General features: G+C 39.6%; 5 protein-coding genes. 3 read left to right on the forward strand and 2 right to left on the reverse strand.

The features are described 5' to 3' along the window. Positions 1-61: 61 nt before the first annotated feature. Positions 62-763 (reverse strand): response regulator transcription factor, encoded by a 702-nt coding sequence (locus R3E32_00310; protein ID MEZ4883143.1) that lies wholly within the window; start codon positions 761-763, stop codon positions 62-64. 1 nt (position 764) lies between these two features. Next, positions 765-1844, reverse strand: a complete 1080-nt coding sequence (locus R3E32_00315; GenBank protein ID MEZ4883144.1) for a histidine kinase — start codon at positions 1842-1844, stop codon at positions 765-767. Between the two features lie 366 nt (positions 1845-2210). Between R3E32_00315 and R3E32_00320 the strand changes: the two genes are divergently transcribed. From R3E32_00320 to R3E32_00330, 3 genes are all read left to right on the forward strand, one after another. Next, a complete protein-coding gene (locus tag R3E32_00320; protein ID MEZ4883145.1) occupies positions 2211-4592 on the forward strand; it encodes a TonB-dependent receptor in 2382 nt (793 codons plus the stop codon). Positions 4593-5503: 911 nt separating this feature from the next. Beyond that, complete coding sequence (locus tag R3E32_00325) at positions 5504-19510, forward strand: proprotein convertase P-domain-containing protein (protein MEZ4883146.1); 14007 nt, start codon at positions 5504-5506, stop codon at positions 19508-19510. 374 nt (positions 19511-19884) lie between these two features. After that, positions 19885-20253, forward strand: a complete 369-nt coding sequence (locus tag R3E32_00330; GenBank protein ID MEZ4883147.1) for a hypothetical protein — start codon at positions 19885-19887, stop codon at positions 20251-20253. The last annotated feature ends 15 nt before the right edge of the window (positions 20254-20268 follow it).

Here is a 20268-nt window from a genome sequence, read left to right on the forward strand (position 1 = left end):
AAATATTGATGTTGGTCTGAGGAAAATTGGAGGAAAAAAGTGAATTGGATTGATGAAAAAATCACTTCAAAAACTTCCGCACAAAATCCTCCTTAAACGCTCTTCCAATCGGCAATATCGTGTTTTTGCCACAGTAAATTTGATTGCCCGAAACCTTCACAATTTTTGATGTATTGACGATGTAGGATTTGTGTATTTGAATAAATTGGTTGTTGCCGAGTTTGTCGAGCCAATATCGAAGCGATTCGGAGGCAAGGTACTTTTTTTCTGGCGTATATATTTCGGTATAGTCTGCATCGGATTTGATGAACACAATGTCGGCTATGGTAATTTTCAAGTATTCATATCCCGATTTGATAAACAATTCTTGTGGGACTTGTGTCTCCAATTTGGACTCAACACCTTGACCCACTTGTCCTTTTACAGGAACTTTAGAAACCGCTTTCACAAACCGCTGAAACGAAAAGGGCTTCAACAAATAATCCACCACATTGAGTTCGTAGCTTTCCAAAGCATAGTCCGAAAAAGCCGTTGTGAGGATGATGTGAGGAGCTTGGGGCAAGATTTTCAGAAAATCAATGCCCGATAATTTGGGTAGGTGAATATCCAAAAAAATCAGGTCAATAGCGTTTTCCTTCAAAAAATCCATCGCTTCAATGGCATCCGAAAAAGTGCCTTTTAGCTCCAAATAACCCAAATCTCCCACATATTTTTTGAGAATGCGCTGTGCAGGAGGCTGGTCTTCAATGATGATGCAGTTCATATTATATTGTTTTTTTACACAATTGCAATTTCAACCTTACCTCATACCTACCTTCTTTTTCTTCAATCTCCAATTGGTGAGAATTAGGGTACAACAATTCCAATCGTTTCTGCACATTCTTCAAACCAATTCCGTGTGACAGATTTTCGGTATTTGTCTGATTCTGAAACGAATTGATGCACACAAACTCCAATATGCCTTCATCTGATAATTCGATATGAATGTCAATAAAAATGTCCTTAGACTGGCTTGCAGTGCTGTGCTTGAACGCATTTTCGATGAAAACAATCAAAATCAACGGAGCAATTTGGTAATTGTTGGTGGTATTCGGGGTATTAAAATTAACCGTTCCCCGTTCTTCAATCTGCAATTCGTTGAGGCGGGTGAAATTTTCCATCTGGTCAATTTCCTTCGATAGCAATACAAAATTTTCTTTGCACTCATAGAGCATGTACCGCAGAACCGAAGACAGTTCCAAAATGATAGCAGGTGTTTTGGGCGAACTTTCGATGGCATACGCATACAGATTGTTCAAATTGTTGAACAAAAAATGTGGATTGATTTGAGACTTCAAAAACTGCAATTCACTGTCTTCAATTGCAGCCTTCAAATCATCTAATTCTCTTTGTTTTACCAAAGCATCCCACGCAAATTTGAAGCCCGACAGAATCGTAATCACAGGCAAAACATCCAATAAGGCATAAAATAAACCTGAAAAATGCTTTCCTTTTGTAGTAGGGAAAAATATTTTTTCCAACACAAATTCTTCGATACATATCACTATTCCAACAGCTGTTATCACTCCAATAGTAAAAAGTAGGTACTTCTTTTGGTAGTAAAAGCGAGGTAAAAAAACATAGTTGATGAGAAAAACACAGACGGCATAGTTCAGAAAAAACAAATACTGATGCCCTTCAATCTGTGGCTGGTTTTTGTCGAATGAAAAGAAAATAAACACCACAAAATGAAGCAAAAGTTGGAATAACAACTCTTGTCGAGAGATGAATGGCTTTTTTGAAAACTGAGTCATGACTTCAAAAATAACACATTGCCGCAAAGAAAGGAAAAGGAAGTAGGGCATCGGCAAATTTAATCGGGTAAACAACATTTTTCAACCTTTCAAACTCAGATGTGTTGTTTAACCCTAAAGTTTTGTCGTTCAAGGAAACGATTGTTTTTTGTCAGCAGGATGTTGTTTTTTTGCAGTGGCAAAAACCAAGAAATAGTTGGTTTTTTATCTCAAACATAAGAATAAAACTATAAACAGTCTATTTGTTTTAGACTTTAGACGAAGGATTAAAGACATAAGACTAAAAGTTTTAAATCATTGACAGTAAAGAAATTAAGTAAAATTGGATTGAAAATGCAATTTGCTCATAACCAAACATTTACTTCTTATGTCTTTCGTCCAAAGTCCAAATTTGTTTAACCTTTAAGTATTTGATTTATGAAATTTGCAATCATTCCATTTTTTCTTATTCTATTCATCAATTTTACAACAAATGACCTATTCGCTCAAAGTTCGAGCATTCAAATCACAGGTAAAGTTGTAGAAAGCAAAACGCAAAAAGCAGTTGAATTTGCAACTGTAATGGTGGGCAACCCAGAAACACAAAAGCCGATTACAGGTACAACAACTGCCGTTGACGGATCTTTTGAAGTGAATACTACTGCAACGGATTTTTACATTGAAGTTAGCTTTATTGGTTTTGTTACCAAAACTGTTCAAGATTTTCAAATAGTGAATGGGAAAGTGGATTTGGGAACTATTGTGGTGTCCGAAAACAGTCAGGCATTGGAGGAAGTAGTCGTTAGAGCCGAAAAATCGCAAACCGAATTTAAGCTCGACAAGCGGGTGTTCAATGTCGGTAAAGACTTGAGCAATACAGGCGCAAGCGCATTGGAGGTCTTGAACAATGTGCCTTCGGTGACGGTCAACATTGAAGGAGAAATCAGTTTGAGAGGCAATAGTGGAGTGCAAATTCTCATCAACGGAAAACCTTCAGTTTTGGCCAATGAACAAGGTGGCGCGCTCGGAACGATTACCGCAGAAATGATTGAACAAATTGAAGTGATAACCAATCCTTCTGCCAAACACGATGCGGAAGGCACATCGGGCATCATCAACATTGTGATGAAAAAAGAGGAAAAACGAGGATTGAACGGTTCTGTTACCTTCAATACAGGATTTCCTGACAACCATAGCGTTGGACTAAGCCTCAATCGGCGCACCGAAAAATTCAACCTGTTTAGTCAATTGGGAGTTGGTTACAGGGCTTTGCCGAGCGACAACGAAAACATCAACCGTGATTTGGTTAACAATACCACAATCGAAACCATTGGATTGGAGGAAAGAAACGAGACTTTCTACAACCTGATTCTCGGAACAGATTACCACATCAATGACTACAATGTGTTGACTTTGTCAGGTAATTATGCCCTTGAATTGGAGAAGCAACCTTCCGATACAGATTTTAGTTTTTTTGATGAAACAGGAACACTTACCTCACAATGGAACCGCACCGAAGTCACCGAAGCCACTAATCCGAAATGGCAGTACGAACTGCAATACAAAAAGGACTTCAAAGACAATAAAGACCATACGTTGTTATTCAGTGCTTTGGGGCATTTTTTTGGCAAAGACCAGTCTTCTGAATTTAACAATGCGACCTTGTTTGGTACCGATATTTACAATCAGCAAAAAACCCGTGCCGATTTTAAGGAAGAAACATATACCTTCAAACTGGACTACACACACCCTTTTTCGGACAAAGTAACCGTAGAAACGGGAGCGCAATATGTGACAACCGATGTAGGCAATGACTATGCGGTCAGTAATTTGATTGATGGTGAATGGGTAGAAGATGCGAACCTCACCAACCTATTTGAATACGACCAAAAAGTATTGGGTGTCTATGGAACAGGAGCCTATGAAGGTGATAAATGGGGTATAAAAGTAGGGCTTCGAGCCGAAAATACCGATTTGACGACCTTGCTCACCAACACCAACGAAGAAAACAAACAGCTTTTTACGAACTTTTTTCCAAGTCTCCATACTTCCTACAAACTCAGCGATCATGTTTCGCTACAAGCAGGCTATTCTAAGCGAATCAGAAGACCAAGATTGTGGGATCTGAATCCTTTTTTCAATATCCGCAACAACTTTTCGATTCGACAAGGAAATCCCGAATTGCAGCCCGAATTTACCGACTCCTACGAGTTGACGAGTATTTTCATTTTTGGGCAAATGTCTATGAACCTTGGCGTTTACCACCTTTATACGACTGATGTGATAGAACGGGTTTCCACTTTTGAAAACAATGTCAGTACAGTCAAACCGTATAACGTGGGTACAAATCAAGCAACAGGCATAGAATGGAATGTGAAGTTGGGAATTAACAAATGGTTGTCTTTAAATGGTGATTTCAACTTCAACTACTTCAATCGAATAGGAACTTTTGAAGCCACAAATTTTGACTTCAATGCCAACAAATGGACTTCCCGATTAACCTCCAAATTCAAACTGCCCGCAGACATAGATTTTGAAGTGACTGCCAACTACAATTCCAGCTTTCAAACCTTTCAGGGAACCGTCTCTGACAATTTATTTGCAGACTTGGGAGTGCGTAAAAAAGTATTCAAAGGCAAGGCAATCTTGAATCTAAGCGTGAGAGATGTCTTCGCTTCTCGCATATTTGAAACCGAAACCCTACAGCCCAATTTTTACATCTACAACCGCAATCAAAGAGGTCGGTTTGTTACATTTGGAGTGAGTTATGGTTTTGGTAAAGGGGAGGCAATGGAATTTTCTGGACAGAAAAGACATTAGCATCAGGAGATTATCAAATGATAATCAAATTTTTAAAACTCTAAATCAAACGGCAATATGGATATTCTATATTGCCGTTTTTTGTAAGTTGAAGTTATTGTATCATCTTTTCACTTAGCATTTCGATACGTTGGGTATTTATCCATTTTTCATCCTTTGTACACAAAAACGCTACAATTATCATCGGACAAATACTATTTCAATAGCCTCTAAATTAGTTTTGATTTCTACAACTTCCAACAAAAAAGGCTATAGTAGTTTTTTTTGTTGAGATTTTTTTAATTTTCTATATGGTAAAATATTTATTAAAATTTTTTAAAATAAAAATAAAATACAAAACAATTGTATTTTTAAAATAGAATTCTGTGAAAAAAAATAAAATATATTGATAATTTACTTTTTTGTAAAAAGAATTTTTATCTAAATTTTAGATACTTTTTTATAGAATTTCAAGAATTATTTGCTTTTTAATAAATCTACACGCAAACATTTATCGTATATACTAAATAGTAGAACCTTATTATTGTATTTAATCCCTAAACCCATTAGCCCATGGTACCTTTATTTAACTCTCGATTAGATTCCCATCTTTCTAGTTTCACCAGCATTTATTACTATCCTAAAAAGCTGCTTAAAATGATTTACCGTCATTTTTAATAGTAGCCACTTATTAAAATAGTTGCCCTCTAAAGTAAGCCACACCAATCAAAATAATTGTGGCGTGTGAAACTGTTTGTCACAACTATCTCCAAGTTTTATTTCCGAACTATCTTGTCATTTGTGGATGCATAAATGAACATGTAGGTCGTTTAGTACATCAACCTTAACAAAGCCATGAAGGAAATGAATGTGCTCAGATACGGCATGTATTTCATTGCTATTACTTTTATTTTCACTAAAGCCCTAGTAATATGTATTCTATTTCCACAACGCACAGAATGGCAGGAGTATGCCTATTTTTTAGTAAAATCGTTACATATAAACGAAAAATACCCTCCAAACTTTTCTTACTTTTCTTACTTTTCACTTCAAGTTTTAACCCTGTTTTGGGTCAATGTGCTGATAACCCTAATGCATCTATACCTGATGGGGTAGCATTAGGTTTGCTAAATGGTAGTTATTCCAGTTATGTTATTAATGTTGATTCTGAAGGCCTCCTTAACAATGCAGGAGGGGTAGGAACCACTAGTATTTCCAGTGTTTGTGTTGCCATAGAACACAGTGTTCCTACACAAATCGAAATATATTTAACCTCACCTCAAGGCACTACTATTGAACTAAGTTCGGGTAATGGTTCTGCAGGTCTATGCTTTTCCAGCAATAATTATGGTAATTATTCTGGTGCAAATCCTGTTGAACTTTGTTTTGTAGATGGAGCAGCCCAAAATATAACAAGTTATTGTGCAGGCTCTAATGGACAAGCAGGTGATTGGAATCCTGAGAATGGTTTTGATGCTTTTGATGGAGAGTCTCCCATTGGAGCGTGGATACTATCAGTTGAAGACAATTTTATTTTTACAACAGGTACATTCGACTCTTGGTCCATCAATTTCTCTAATGGTGATTGTACTGCTGACTGCAATGCAAATGCAGGAACGGCTGCCATTGTAGGAGGCTTTGATAGTTCACTTTGTTGCAATGACGATACACAAGCTGAAGTAAGCGGTGATGTCACAGATAGTGGGTATGATATATTTTGGACTTTGTCAAGTGGAGCAACAGGAGCTAGCAGTGCAGCCGATGTTGCAGCAGGTGAAGCTTTTGGACAAGGAACAAGTTCCGATGTGTTGACTTATGACTGTGACACACGCCCCGCAGGAACCTATACCTTAACCCCTTACATTGCGACTGATGGTACAAATGGAACCGATGTACAAGTTTTTCAAACAGGTGCTGTTATGCCAAATATTTCATTGGGTGGATCGCTGTCTCTTGATGTTAGCAATGTGCCATTTGATGCCAGCACTTCTATTGACTTTGATGTTATTATAGGAGGATCTGCAGTAGATTTGTACTTAGCCACTTACAATTCTCCCCAAAGTCCTATTTTACCGATAAACATTAATTTAAACAATCGATACAACAATCTACAAACTTTTACTGGTAATCCAAATGGTACATATAGTTTGAACTTTTTGGTTGGTGTAAATCTTATCTTTGATCCAACCAATATTGACATTGTTGTGACAGTGAGAAATATACCCGCAGGATATATAGACCTTGATTGCAGCGCATTTGGAACACCTGTATCATTGACTCTATCTGACCCTACGACTGCAACGGCAAGCAGCAATAGCCCCGTTTGTTTAGATGGAAACTTAAGTTTGATGGGAATGGGTGGTAATTCTTACAGTTGGAGTGGGCCTAACAGTTTTGTATCTGGAGCGCAAAACCCAACAATCAACAACGTTGCTGCTGCCAATGCAGGAACTTATATAGTTACTGTTACAGATGATAATGGTTGTACAGATAGCGCAAGCACATCTATTGTCGTCAATGACCCTCCAACTGCAACTGCAAACAGCAATAGCCCAGTTTGTGAAAACGAAACAATTAATTTAACCTCAAGTGGAGGGACTTCTTACATTTGGGGAGGGCCAAATAGCTTCTCCTTCAATGGACAAAATCCAAATATTGCCAATACTCAAATGGTCAATGCCGGAACTTATACTGTTACTGTTACAGATGGAAATGGGTGTTCGGATACTGCTGAAACAACGGTAGTCGTAACTGTTGGGGCGACTGCAACAGCAGGTAGCAATAGTGCAATTTGTGTCGGTGAAGCTATCAATTTGACTTCAAATGGAGGAACTTCTTACATTTGGGCAGGACCAAATAGCTTCTCCTTCAATGGACAAAATCCAAGTATTCCCAATGCTCAATCTGTCGATGCAGGAACTTATACAGTTACCGTTACAGACGGTAATAGTTGCAGCGATACGGCTGAGACAACTGTTGTTATCAATCAACCAACAGCAATAGCAGGTAGCAATAGCCCTGTTTGTCCAGGTGATGACTTGAATCTAACTTCATCAGGTGGAGTGTCTTATAGTTGGACAGGGCCTAATAGTTTTACTTCTAACCTTCAAAATCCTACAATCAATAGTTTTTCGTCAAATAATGTAGGTAGTTATACAGTTGTTGTAACCGATGCAAATGACTGTACAAATAGTGCAAGCACAACTGTAACTGAAGATAGCAATCCTCTGACTTGTTCTTCAGTAGGTTGCCTCGGTTTTGCAGTAATTGCTTTAGCAGGAGATTGTGATGATGCAACAAATACTTATGATTTGACTGTCACTGTCACGAAGCCTCCAATAGCAGCTTTACTCGGTATTGCAAGTCAAGGATATGAGTTGTTTGTGAACGGTACTTCAGTAGGTATATTTGACTACGACCTATTGGGATTAGTTTCTATTGAAACCATTACAGGATTAAGTGCCAACGAAACAGATGGTTTGACAGGTACTGTAACGGTAGTAGATTTAGATGGAGGTTGTACTTCTAACACTACTTTCCTCGAACCGATATTGTGTTTTGATTTGGATTGTATGGGATTTGCAGTCGTAGCTGCCGCATTGGAATGTGGCACGGAAGCGAATAGTTATGATGTAGAAGTCGTGGTGACGAATCCTAATTTATTGGGATTGTTGGGCAGCGACTCGAATGGATTTGAATTGTATATCAATGGCAATTTGATTGGTGTGTATGAATATGATGGTGTACTTGCAGGTGCATTGACAACGATTAATGTTCCCAATATTGCCTATGATGCGGTGAATGGCTTGACAGGAACAGTGGAAGTACGGGATACAGATGGTAATTGTGTTGCCAATTCTACGTATTTAGAACCGATAGCGTGTTTGGATTTGGATTGTTTGGGCTTCAATGTAGTGGGACTTGCTACAGAATGTGGAGATATCCCGAATACCTTTGATTTGATTGTTACGACAACGAATCCAAATCTATTGGATATATTGGGCAGCGATGCGAGTGGATTTGAGATATTTGTAAATGGCACATCTTATGGGACTTACCAATACGATGGAGGATTAGGTGGATTGTTGACAATAGACACGTTGGAAAATGTGCCGTTTGATGCAGCAGGTGATTTGACAGGAACTGTTAGTTTGGTGGATTTGGATGGGGATTGTACTGCCTCGACTACTTTTGCAGAGCCGATATTGTGTTTGGATTTGGATTGTTTGGGTTTTGCAGTAGTGGGAGTTCCTTTGGAATGTGGTACGGAAAGCAATGCCTACAATCTTCAATTTGCGGTTACGCATCCTGCGTTTTTGACTACAATAGGTGCATTGTCCCAAGGATTTGAATTGTATGTCAATGGAGAATTGATAGACACGTTCCAATATGCGAATGGAATTGCAGGATTGGTGACTATTGATACGGTGTACAATGTTAGTTATGATGCGATTAGTGGGTTGACAGGTACGATAGAGGTTCGTGATTTGGATGGAGATTGTACTGTCAATTCGACCTATATTGAACCGATTACTTGTATTGATTTGGATTGTCTTGGATTGGCAGCTGTAGCAGGAACGATTAATTGTGGTTCTGCGGTTAATACTTATGATTTGGAAGTGTTGGTTACGAATCCGAACTTGGTAGATATATTGGGCAGCGATGGCCAAGGCTTTGAGTTGTTTGTGAATGGCAGTTCAGTTGGTACTTATGATTACAGTGGCTTGGCGGGATTGATTACGAATGTGACCGTAGAAGGTGTTCCATTTGATTCGGCAGGTGGATTGACAGGAACGATACAAGTGGTGGATTTGGACAATCCTGATTGCAGTGTGAATTCAGCTTTCTTAGAGCCATTGGTTTGTTTTGGAACTGATTGTGATGATTTTGATGTGGATGCTGTGGCAGGAGACTGTGATGAAAACACAAATACATATGCCTTAACAGTGACGGTGACCAACCCAGCGATATTGGATGCTTTGGGAGCAACATCACAAGGTTTTGAACTGAGTGTCAATGGTAATGTAACAGGTACTTTTGCCTATGACCTAACAAATAGTGAAACTGTAATAAACCTTAATGTAGCAGCAGATGAAAGCATTGGTCTGACAGGAACAGTTTCTGTAACGGATTTAGATGCAGATTGCACCGATTCAGCTACTTACCTCGAACCGATATTGTGTTTTGATTTGGATTGTTTAGGTTTTGCAGTAGTAGCAACAGCCTTGGAATGTGGTACCGAAATCAACACTTATGATTTAGAAGTAGTGGTGACGAATCCTAATTTATTGGGATTGTTGGGCAGTGATGCACAAGGATTTGAATTGTATGTGAATGATGTATTGATTGGCAGTTATGATTACCAAGGTATTATAGCAGGTGAATTGACTACTATTACAGTTGAGAACGTACCTTATGACCAAGTAAACGAATTGACTGGTACAGTTGAAGTGAGGGATTTAGACGGAGAATGTGTTGCTAACTCTACCTTCTTAGAACCGATAGCTTGTTTGGATTTAGATTGTTTAGGATATGCCGTAGCAGCTACCGCAACAGAATGTGGCACAGTCACCAATACTTACAATGTAGACATCATTATCACCAACCCAAGTTTCTTAGGTTTGTTGGGAGACGATGATTTGGGTTATAGCCTAAGCATCAATGGTACTTCTTATGGTACTTTTGCTTACGATGCAGGTCTTCTAACTACACTAACGATTGAAAATGTACCATTTGATGCGATAGGTGATTTGACAGGAACGGTAAGCATTCAGGATTTGAACAATACAGACTGTCTTGCCACAGTTACTTATGTTGAGCCAATTGCATGTTTGGATTTAGACTGTATCGGTTTTGCCATTGTAGCAGCACCCACAGGTTGTGGAGATGTAATAAACACGTATGATTTAGAAGTAATAGTAACCAACCCTGATTTGTTAGATGTATTGGGTAGCAGCGCACAAGGATTTGAATTGTTTATCAATGGCACATCCTATGGAACTTATACCTATCAGGGAATTGCAGGTGCATTAACGACTATCAACGTGGAGAATGTACCTTATGACTCCAATGGTGGTTTGACAGGCACAGTAGAAGCAATAGATTTGGATGAAAACTGTACAGTCAATAGCACTTACCTCGAACCAATTGCATGTTTAGACTTAGATTGTTTGGGTTTTGCAGTGGTAGCAGGCACAATAGAATGTGGCACAGCCGTCAATACCTACAATTTACAAGTATTGGTCACGAATCCGAACCTATTAGGCTTATTAGGTAGTGATGCACAAGGATTTGAATTGATTATCAATGGCAATTCAGTTGGTACTTATGACTATACAGGCATTGCAGGAGCAATAACGATTGTAACAATCAATGGTGTTCAATTTGATAGCACAGGTGGTCTAACAGGTACTATTGAAGCAAATGATTTGGATGGAGATTGCACAGCCAGCAGTACTTTCCTTGAACCATTGGTTTGTTTTGGAACTGATTGTGATGATTTTGATGTGGATGCTACACCTACCAGTGCTTGTGACGGAATAAATGATACATATGACTTGACGGTCACTGTCACCAATCCAGAAATAGTAGATATTTTGGGAACAGACAGCCAAGGTTTCCAACTGACCGTAAACGGAACAGTAGTCGGAACTTTTGACTATAATTTGTCCAGCACCTCAACCGTAGTCACCGTTACTGCCACTTCAAGTGGAAATACCAATGGAAGTGTTAGTGCGTTGGATTTAGATGCGAATTGCACAGATTCAGCAACTTATACCGAGCCTGATTGTCCAAACTGTAACGTCACGATTGACACAGGAAATGTCACCACTACTTGTGACAGCGATGGAACGTATGATTTGACCTTCACAGTTACTTACAACAACTTAGTAGGTAGCAACGGCTTCAATTACAGCATCAATGGTGGAACATCCGTCAATGTAGCTTATAATGGAAGTGGTTCACAAAGCATTACCATAAACGACCTAACAGGCAACGGTACCAGTGCTGTTAGCATCAACATTGAAGATGCAGACGATTCAAGCTGCAATGACAGTTACAGCTTTACCGCTCCAAACTGTCCTATTTGCAACCTTAGTTTTACCGCAATACAACAAGCTTGTCAAGGAAATGGAACGTACAATTTAACCTTGAACGTGACACATAGCAACACCCTTACCTCCAATGGCTTCACATACAGCGTCAATGGCGCAACAGCCGTTGCAGTAGCTTACAGTAGTGGTAGTTCACAAACAGTAAGCATACCCAACTTGATAGGCGATGGTAACAGCGTTACAGTGGTTTTGACCGACCAAACCAACAGCACTTGTACTGCTTCTCAAACCTACACTGCTCAAATTTGTCCTAACTTGTGTGACTTTGATGCTTCGGTTAGTGTGATGCAATCAGGCGGAAGTGCTTGTCAAGCAGACAATACCCACACCATCAATTTGACCGTTTCTTATGATGAGAATGTTGTTGGAACACAAGGTTTCAATTACAGCATTGACGGAGGAATACCTGTCAATGTAGCTTATGATGGAAGTGGTTTGCAAGTCATTCAGATTACAGGTTTGGCCTCTAATGGTCAAAACTCAACCATATCTGTTTCTGATGCAGAGAACGAAAACATCTGCAATGCAAGTGCAGACTATACCGCACCTATTTGTCCAGACTGTTCTATCAGCGTTACAGGTATCACCAGTACCTGTCAATTTGATGGCAGTTATGACCTTACATTCACTGTAAACTACAATGAAACCGTTGGAACCAATGGCTTCAATTACAGCATCAATGGAAGTACATCCACCAATGTAGCCTACAATGATAGCGGCTCACAAACCGTCACGGTAACTGGTTTGTCAGGCAATGGTGGAGCTGCAACCATTGCAGTTACTGATGCACAAAACACGTCTTGTTCAAGTGGCACAGTGAATTATTCAGCACCCAATTGCCCCAGTTGTGGCATCAGTGTTTCGGGTATAAGCAGCAATTGTCAGTCCGATGGCACTTATGATTTGACCTTTACTATCAGTTACAATTCTGCAACAGGAAACACAGGCTTCAATTATATAGTCAATGGTGGCACACAGGTCAATGTTCCTTACAACGGAACTGGCTCACAAGTCGTTACTGTACAAAACTTGGCAGGAAATGGTGGAAGCGGCACGATACAAGTTACCGATGCTCAATTCCCATCTTGTGGAAGTGGTGCGGTAAGTTATACAGCTCCAAGTTGTCCAGTTTGCGATATTATAGTAAGTGCTTCGCCCACAGTAGCCAATTGTAACAGCGATGGAACTTACAATCTAAGCTTCACTGTCACCTACAATGAATTAGTGGGAAGCAGTGGATTCCAATACAGCATCAATGGTGGTACTGCTACAACTGTAGCTTACAACGGTACAGGCTCACAGACCGTAACCGTCAATAATTTGAGCGGCAATGGCACGACAACTTCAATAGTAGTCAATGACATCGCCAATCCAAGTTGTAGTGGTAACACCAGTTTTGTAGCACCAACTTGTCCATTGTGTAACCTTGCAGTTAATGCAAGTCAAGGTATTTGCCAAGGTGATGGCACTTATGATTTGGCTTTGGTAGTGACTTACAACAATACAGTAGGTTCACCAAGCTTTATTTACTCCGTCAATGGTGGTACTGGAATAACTGTAAACTACAATGGTACAGGCCAGCAAAACTTATCGATTGAAAATCTCGTTGGAGATGGCACAACCGTCAATATTGTCTTGACAGACCTATTGAATCCTACCTGTACGACAACTGCCTCTTACACTTCACAAGTTTGTAATGTGGTATGTGATTTAGAACCTACAATAGACGCAATCGGAACTTGCCAAGCAGATGATACTTTCTCACTTACTTTCACCGTAACCTATGGTGATAGTGCGGGTGATAATGGCTTCAACTATATTATTGGCAACAGTAGCCCTGTAAATGTAGCCTATGACGGTAGTGGTTCTCAGACCATCACTGTGGACGGCATTGCAGGTACTGGACAAGCCATGAATGTAACTGTCACAGATGTAAACAATGCAGATTGTGCAAATTCTAGCAGTTTCAATACGCCTTTGTGTCCGCTTTGTGATCTCAATATTGGAAGCGACATCACCGCAAATTGCAACGATGATGGTACGTATGATTTGACTTTCACCGTGAATTACAACAGCACTGTTGGAAACAATGGGTTCACCTATAGCATCAATGGAGCAAACAATACAAGTGTTGCTTATGATGATTCAGGTTCTCAAACAGTAGTTGTAGTCGGTTTGATAGGCGATGGCAACGATATTACCATTGCAGTAAACGATGCGAATTTGACAGATTGTAGTGGTGACACCGCAACATTTACCGCACCAGTATGCGAAACTTGCAACATTTCAGTCGCAACTTCAGACATTCTTACAGAATGTAATGGCAGTGGTACTTACGATTTGACATTCACTGTTACCTACAATGACTTGGTGGGTAGCAATGGCTTCAATTATAGCATCAATGGTGGCTCAAATGTCAATGTTGCCTATGATGGGTCAGGTAGTCAAACGGTAACAGTCGCTGGTTTGATTGGCAATGGTAGTTTTGCAACCATTGAAGTGACGGATGAAAGCAATGCAGCTTGTAGCAGTGGAGTTGTGAATTATCAATCTCCTGTTTGCGAATCGTGTATGTTGAGCATTGCAGCTAACAATATCACTACTCAATGTCAGGACGATGGTACATACACACTTTCATTTGTTGTGACTTACAACGACTTGGTAGGCAGTCAAGGCTTCATTTATAGTCTGAATGGCGGTGCAAGTGTGAATGTTGCTTATGATGGTAGTGGTGAGCAAACGGTAAATGTGACTGGTTTACAAGGTAATGGCGGTGCAATGAGTATTTCCGCCTCAGATGTAGAAGATTCCTCTTGCAACTCTGGTTTTGTAAACTTCAATGCTCCAAACTGTGATGTTTGTTCGGTAGCAATCGTACCCAATTCCTTCAATACCAACTGCTTTAGTGATGGTACATTTACATTGACTTTTGATGTGAGCTACAATAATTTAGTAGGTAACGGCGGCTTCAATTATACAATTGATGGCGGTACACCTGTGAATTTGACTTACAACGGAAGCGGTCAACAAACTGTGACAGTGATAGGTTTGATTGGTGATGGCACAAGCGTTGCAATTGCAGTAAGTGATGCCAATAATGCAAATTGTGCAGGTGATTCTGTTGATTTCATCAAACCTACATGTGGCGTATGTGATTTGAGTATTTCTTCTACCTCATTAGCTTGCCAACCCAATGGTATGTTTGATGTGGCATTGGTAGTGACGTACAGCAATACTTTGAACTCTACGGGCTTTTCTTACAGTGTCAATGGAGGTGCTGCAACCAATGTGTTCTACAATGGTTTAGGCATACAAACTGTATTGATTCAAGATTTGGTGGGTAATGGAAGTTCGATTACAATTGATGTGATAGACAATGTGAATGCCAACTGCACGGCAACCACGACTTTCATTTCTTCCAACTGTCCTGTATTGTGTGGTTTGGATGTTTCGGCAAGCGTAGAAGCGGCTGCAATAAGTTGCCAACCCGACAATACGTATAGCTTGACATTGAACGTAACTTATGATGATACAGTAGGAGATAGTGGTTTTAATTACAGCATCAATGGAGGTACATCAGTGAATGTAGCGTATGATGGTACAGGTTCTCAGGTAGTGGTAATCAGCGGATTGCCAGGTAATGGTGACTTAGTGGAAGTAGAAGTGGAAGATGCTGCTAACAGTAATTGTTTCGCAACAGATAGCTACTTGGCACCTGAGTGTCCTGCTTGTAACATCAATGTAGCATTGGTTTCTCAAGATTGTCAGTCAAATGGAACCAATACCCTTACCTTCTCAGTAAGTTACAACCAAAGTGTTGGTTCTTTGGGCTTCAATTACAGCATAAATGGTGGAGCGTTGGTCAATGTGCCTTATACGAGTGTGATTGGAGTACAAACTTTGGTTGTTCCAAATGTGATTGGAGATGGCTCTAATATCAACATTGAAGTAAGTGATGCTCAGTTTGATGATTGCGATGGTGCAAGTTTAACTTTTGCTTCTGCAATATGTGAACTATGTACTTTAAATGTTGCAGCCACCGCTTCCAACGAATCCTGTTTAGGTGATGGTACTTACACACTTCAATTGGATGTAAGCTACAATAACTTAGTCGGTGGTTCTGGCTTCTTGTATAGCATTAATGGTGGTGCAGGCGTGATTGTGGATTACAATGGTACGGGCTTGCAAACCATCTTGTTGTCAGGTATGATTGGCGATGGCTCAACTGTAAGTGTTGAAGTTTGGGATGCAATCAATCAAGATTGTGGAGGTACTGCAACAGTGGCTGCTCCTATCTGTAATTTGTGTGATTTAATTGTAAGCAGTAGCAATGTGGATACAGAATGTCAAGATGATGGCACTTACACTTTGAGCTTCTTGGTGAACCACAATACTGCAGTTGGAGGAAGCGGTTTCCAATATAGCATTGAAGGAAGTACCCCTGTGACAGTGCCTTACAATGGTTCTGGTTCTCAATTTGTTACTGTGTCAGGTTTATTGGGCAATGGTTCTCTAAACCAAACCATTGAAGTGAACGATGTACAATTTCCTGATTGTTCTGTTGTGACTCAATATACTGCACCTAATTGTAGTGACGCATGTAGTTTGTCACTTAGTACAATCATCGGTGATTGTGATGGCGAATCGTATGATGTGACTTTAAATGTTACTTATGAGAATCCCAAAGGTTTGGGTTTCAATTATAGTGTGAATAATGGTCCAAAAACATTTGTAGCGTACAATGGTAGTGGTTTACAAACGGTGACTATACCTAATTTGGCAGGTTTGGGTACTGCAACGAGCATTACAGTTAGTGACTCAGCTAATCCAAATTGCAGTGCAAATACTTCTTTCTTAGCTCCTTTCTGTTCGGGCGAATGTAAGATTAATGCTGTACCTGAGCGTTTCTGTAATGGTGACGGTACTTTTGATTTGGCTTTGATTGTAACTTATCAGAATGTGGGACAGGTTGGATTTGAATACAGTTTAGACGGTGCTGATCCTACTTTGGTGGATTATGATGGTTCTGGTGTCCAAGTCTTGTTGTTCCCTAATTTGTCTGTAGAAGGGCCTGCTATTTTTGTCACGATTTACGACAAAGTGCAGCAAGCGTGTGACAAGTCATTTATTGTGGTTCGTCCTAATTGTGAAGTAGTGGAAGGTGAATGTGATGTTAATATTACAGTTTTTCCTGATGCGAATTGTGTTATAGACAATACATATAGTACATTGGTTATCGTGGATTATGCAAATCCTACGGGTACTAGTTTCACTTATACCATTGACGGCGAATTGGGCGGAACAGTGGATTATGATGGAATAGGTCTGCAAACCTTGAATTTGGAAGGATTGATTGGTGATGGTGGTTTCACAACTATTGAAGTATTTGATACGGACAATCCAACTTGTAGTGATGTGGTGACTTACTCTGCACCTGATTGTGGTGATGAAACCAATTGTAGCATTGAAGTTGATACAGTTGTAGGATTGTGTGAGGAAGGTGATACATACGACCTTACACTGGTAGTCACTTATGATAATGTATTGGGAACAGGTTTCAATTATTCGTTGAGTGATAATTTGGGTACTGATTATCCTGCTGGAGTATTGGCCTATGATGGTAGTGGTTTACAAACAATTACGTTTTCAAATCTTATAGGAAATGGAAGTGCGGTTCAAGTATCGGTCAGTGATAATTTGGCGGAGACATGTTCTGATCAACTTAGTTTTGATGCACCTAAATGCCCAGAAGATGGGATTGATGGTTGTGCTTTGGTAATTCAAGGATTCACAACGAGTAGTTGTAACAGTGATGGAACATTCAACTTTACATTTGTGGTTAGCCATAACAATAATGTGGGTGATAATGGTTTCAATTACAGTATCAACGGCGGTAGCTCAACGAATGTGGCGTATGTTGCTAATAGTAATCAATCAACAGTGACTGTGACAATGGAGGGCAATGGAGAATCTGTGAACATTGAAGTAGTAGATGCGGACAATCCTACTTGTGGTGATTCGCTTGTAAATGCTTTCACTGCTCCAGATTGCGGCGTATGTTCTTTGAGTGTCACAGCAGTACCATCTAGTAATTGTGCGGAAGATGGTACGTATAGCCTTGTTTTGATTGTAAACTACGAGAACACAATTGGAAGTGGATTTACGTATCAAATTGGTGAGGATCAGATTGGTTCAGCAAATTACGACAATACTGGTCAGCAATTTGTAACGGTAACAGGATTGACATCTGATGTCGGGTCTATATCGGTTATGGTGACAGATGTGGGTAATGAATCTTGCATGGCTACGGCATCTTATATGACACCAAACTGTGAAGAAGGACAGGTCTGCGACTTGAATTTTAGCATATTCCCTGCAACGGCGTGTGATGAAAATGGAAATTATAGTGTTGCTGTACTACTGCAATATGATAATGTTGGTAGTTCTCCAGGCTTTAATTATGTCTTTGTGGATTCAGATGATCAAGTGGTAGCAAGTGGTAGCCGTATTTACGATGGTAATGGTTTAGAGACTTTTACTATTGGTGGAATTCAAACTTTTGAGTCATTGGATATTACGGTTATCATTACGGATATAGGTAGTTCGACTTGTACACAAAGTTTTAACTATCTTGCTCCTGATTGTGCGGGTCTATTGGCTTGTACGCTAAACAGTGCAGGTATTTGTAACCTTACCTTATTGCAGAAAGCAGCATCCTTGGAAGTTTGTCCTTTTGAAGGAGTACAGGCAGAAGCGATAGGAGTGATATTGTTGGACAATAGTTATGAATTAGGCTTTATGCTTTACACCAACATTGCAGATCCATTTGGTTCAATGTTGGCACTCAATAAGTCTGGTCAATTCTTCAATGATGGTTCTATTTTAGGTGTGCCTTTGGATGAAACCATTTACGTGACTTCCGTTTTGCTGAAAGCTCCATTTGGTAGTATAGTAGATTCGGGAGATGATTGTGTGAAACTGGGACTTCCTGCTGAGGCCATATTCTTGAGTAGATGTGATAATTGTCCTATTTTGGCTTCGGATGAAGTGATTTGTGCCAGTGTTGGTAGCACATATCAAGTTGCTTTGTATGTTGGTGGTGGATCAGGGCCTTACGAAGTATTGAGTGGCGGTATTCTGAAAGAAAATGTGACTGAGGGCAGTATTTTAGGTTTCGGACCATTTAGCAGTACGGCTACTTACAGTGTTGTTATTACGGATGCCAATGGATGTGCACAGTTGATTAGTGGAGACGGTGATTTGTGTACAACGCTACCTGTTGATTTGATTGAATTTACAGGCGAAGTATTGGAGGAAGGCAATCTACTGAAATGGGTGACAGCATCTGAATTGAATAACGATTATTTTGTACTCGAACATTCAATGGATGGTCAAAACTATGAAGTGATTGCAGAGGTAGATGGTCAAGGCACAACAAGTGAAGTACATTCCTACGATTTCATGCACCGAAATGCGCCTATTGGTTTGAGCTATTACCGGTTGAGTCAAATAGACTTTGATGGCGAGCGTTCTGCATACAGTGTGATTACTTTGCGTCGAAAATCAATGGATATGCAACTGTTGAACATTAGACCTGTACCGAGCGATAGTTGGGTTACGATTACTTTCATAAATGGAAGCGATGAAGACGTTACTTTGACTATTCACAGTGTAGATGGACGATGGATTAATACTCAAACATTGTCTGCTAAACAGGGTGTAAATGAATACACAATTGATATTTCAGCTTATGCTTCGGGTTTGTATCATCTTCAATTGGCAAATGGCCGTGAGGTAATCAATGCGAAAATTATGCGGGAATAAACACCAAAGTAGGGGCGAGAAGTCAGCCTGCAATATAACGATTTCTCGCCCCTTACTTTTTGATAAGATTATATATTCAGCGTGTTAGTGGAAGTACAGGGAAGGCTGTTATGGATCTACGAGTTCATCAGCCTTTCTTTTTTTATGTAAAAGACAAAACATTTTGGTAACTAAATTGTTTATATTATAAAGTTTGCATTATTAATGCCATTATTACCTCATTTTCTATTAGTGGATGATGATTAGCAGTTTCTTTGGCTAAAATAAGATGTTACGGTAATAATTGAGTTTACTTCTAAGTCGATTTTTATCTACTAAGATAGTCCGTCATTTTTTGCATACTTAATTTCTTAATTACATTAAATCCCAATGGCATGATCAAGGAAAAATCCAATAAGTTGTACGAAAAAGCAGTAGATATTATTCGTAAGAAAGGGTTCATAAACATTAAGGCAAACGCAGAAGATTTAGAGTTGGAATCACCTACGGCTTATGTGCAACAGAACAAAGATGACGTATATACTCCTGATTTAACTGCTTTGCACTTGGGAAGAAAAAGTTATTTTGAAATAGCTTTGAAGACAACTGAAGTTAGAAGGCTTGTGAATAAATGGAAGCTAATGAGCAAATTAGCAGAAGTGAGACATGGTGGTTTTTTCTTGCTAGTACCAAGAGGACATGCTCGGTTTACGAGTCAATTAGTAGAGGATTACAACATACAAGCAGATTTAATTAAGTTGTAATTAGCATAAGTATCA

Source organism: Chitinophagales bacterium, from assembly GCA_041392475.1.
In the GTDB taxonomy this organism is placed as follows: domain Bacteria; phylum Bacteroidota; class Bacteroidia; order Chitinophagales; family UBA2359; genus JAUHXA01.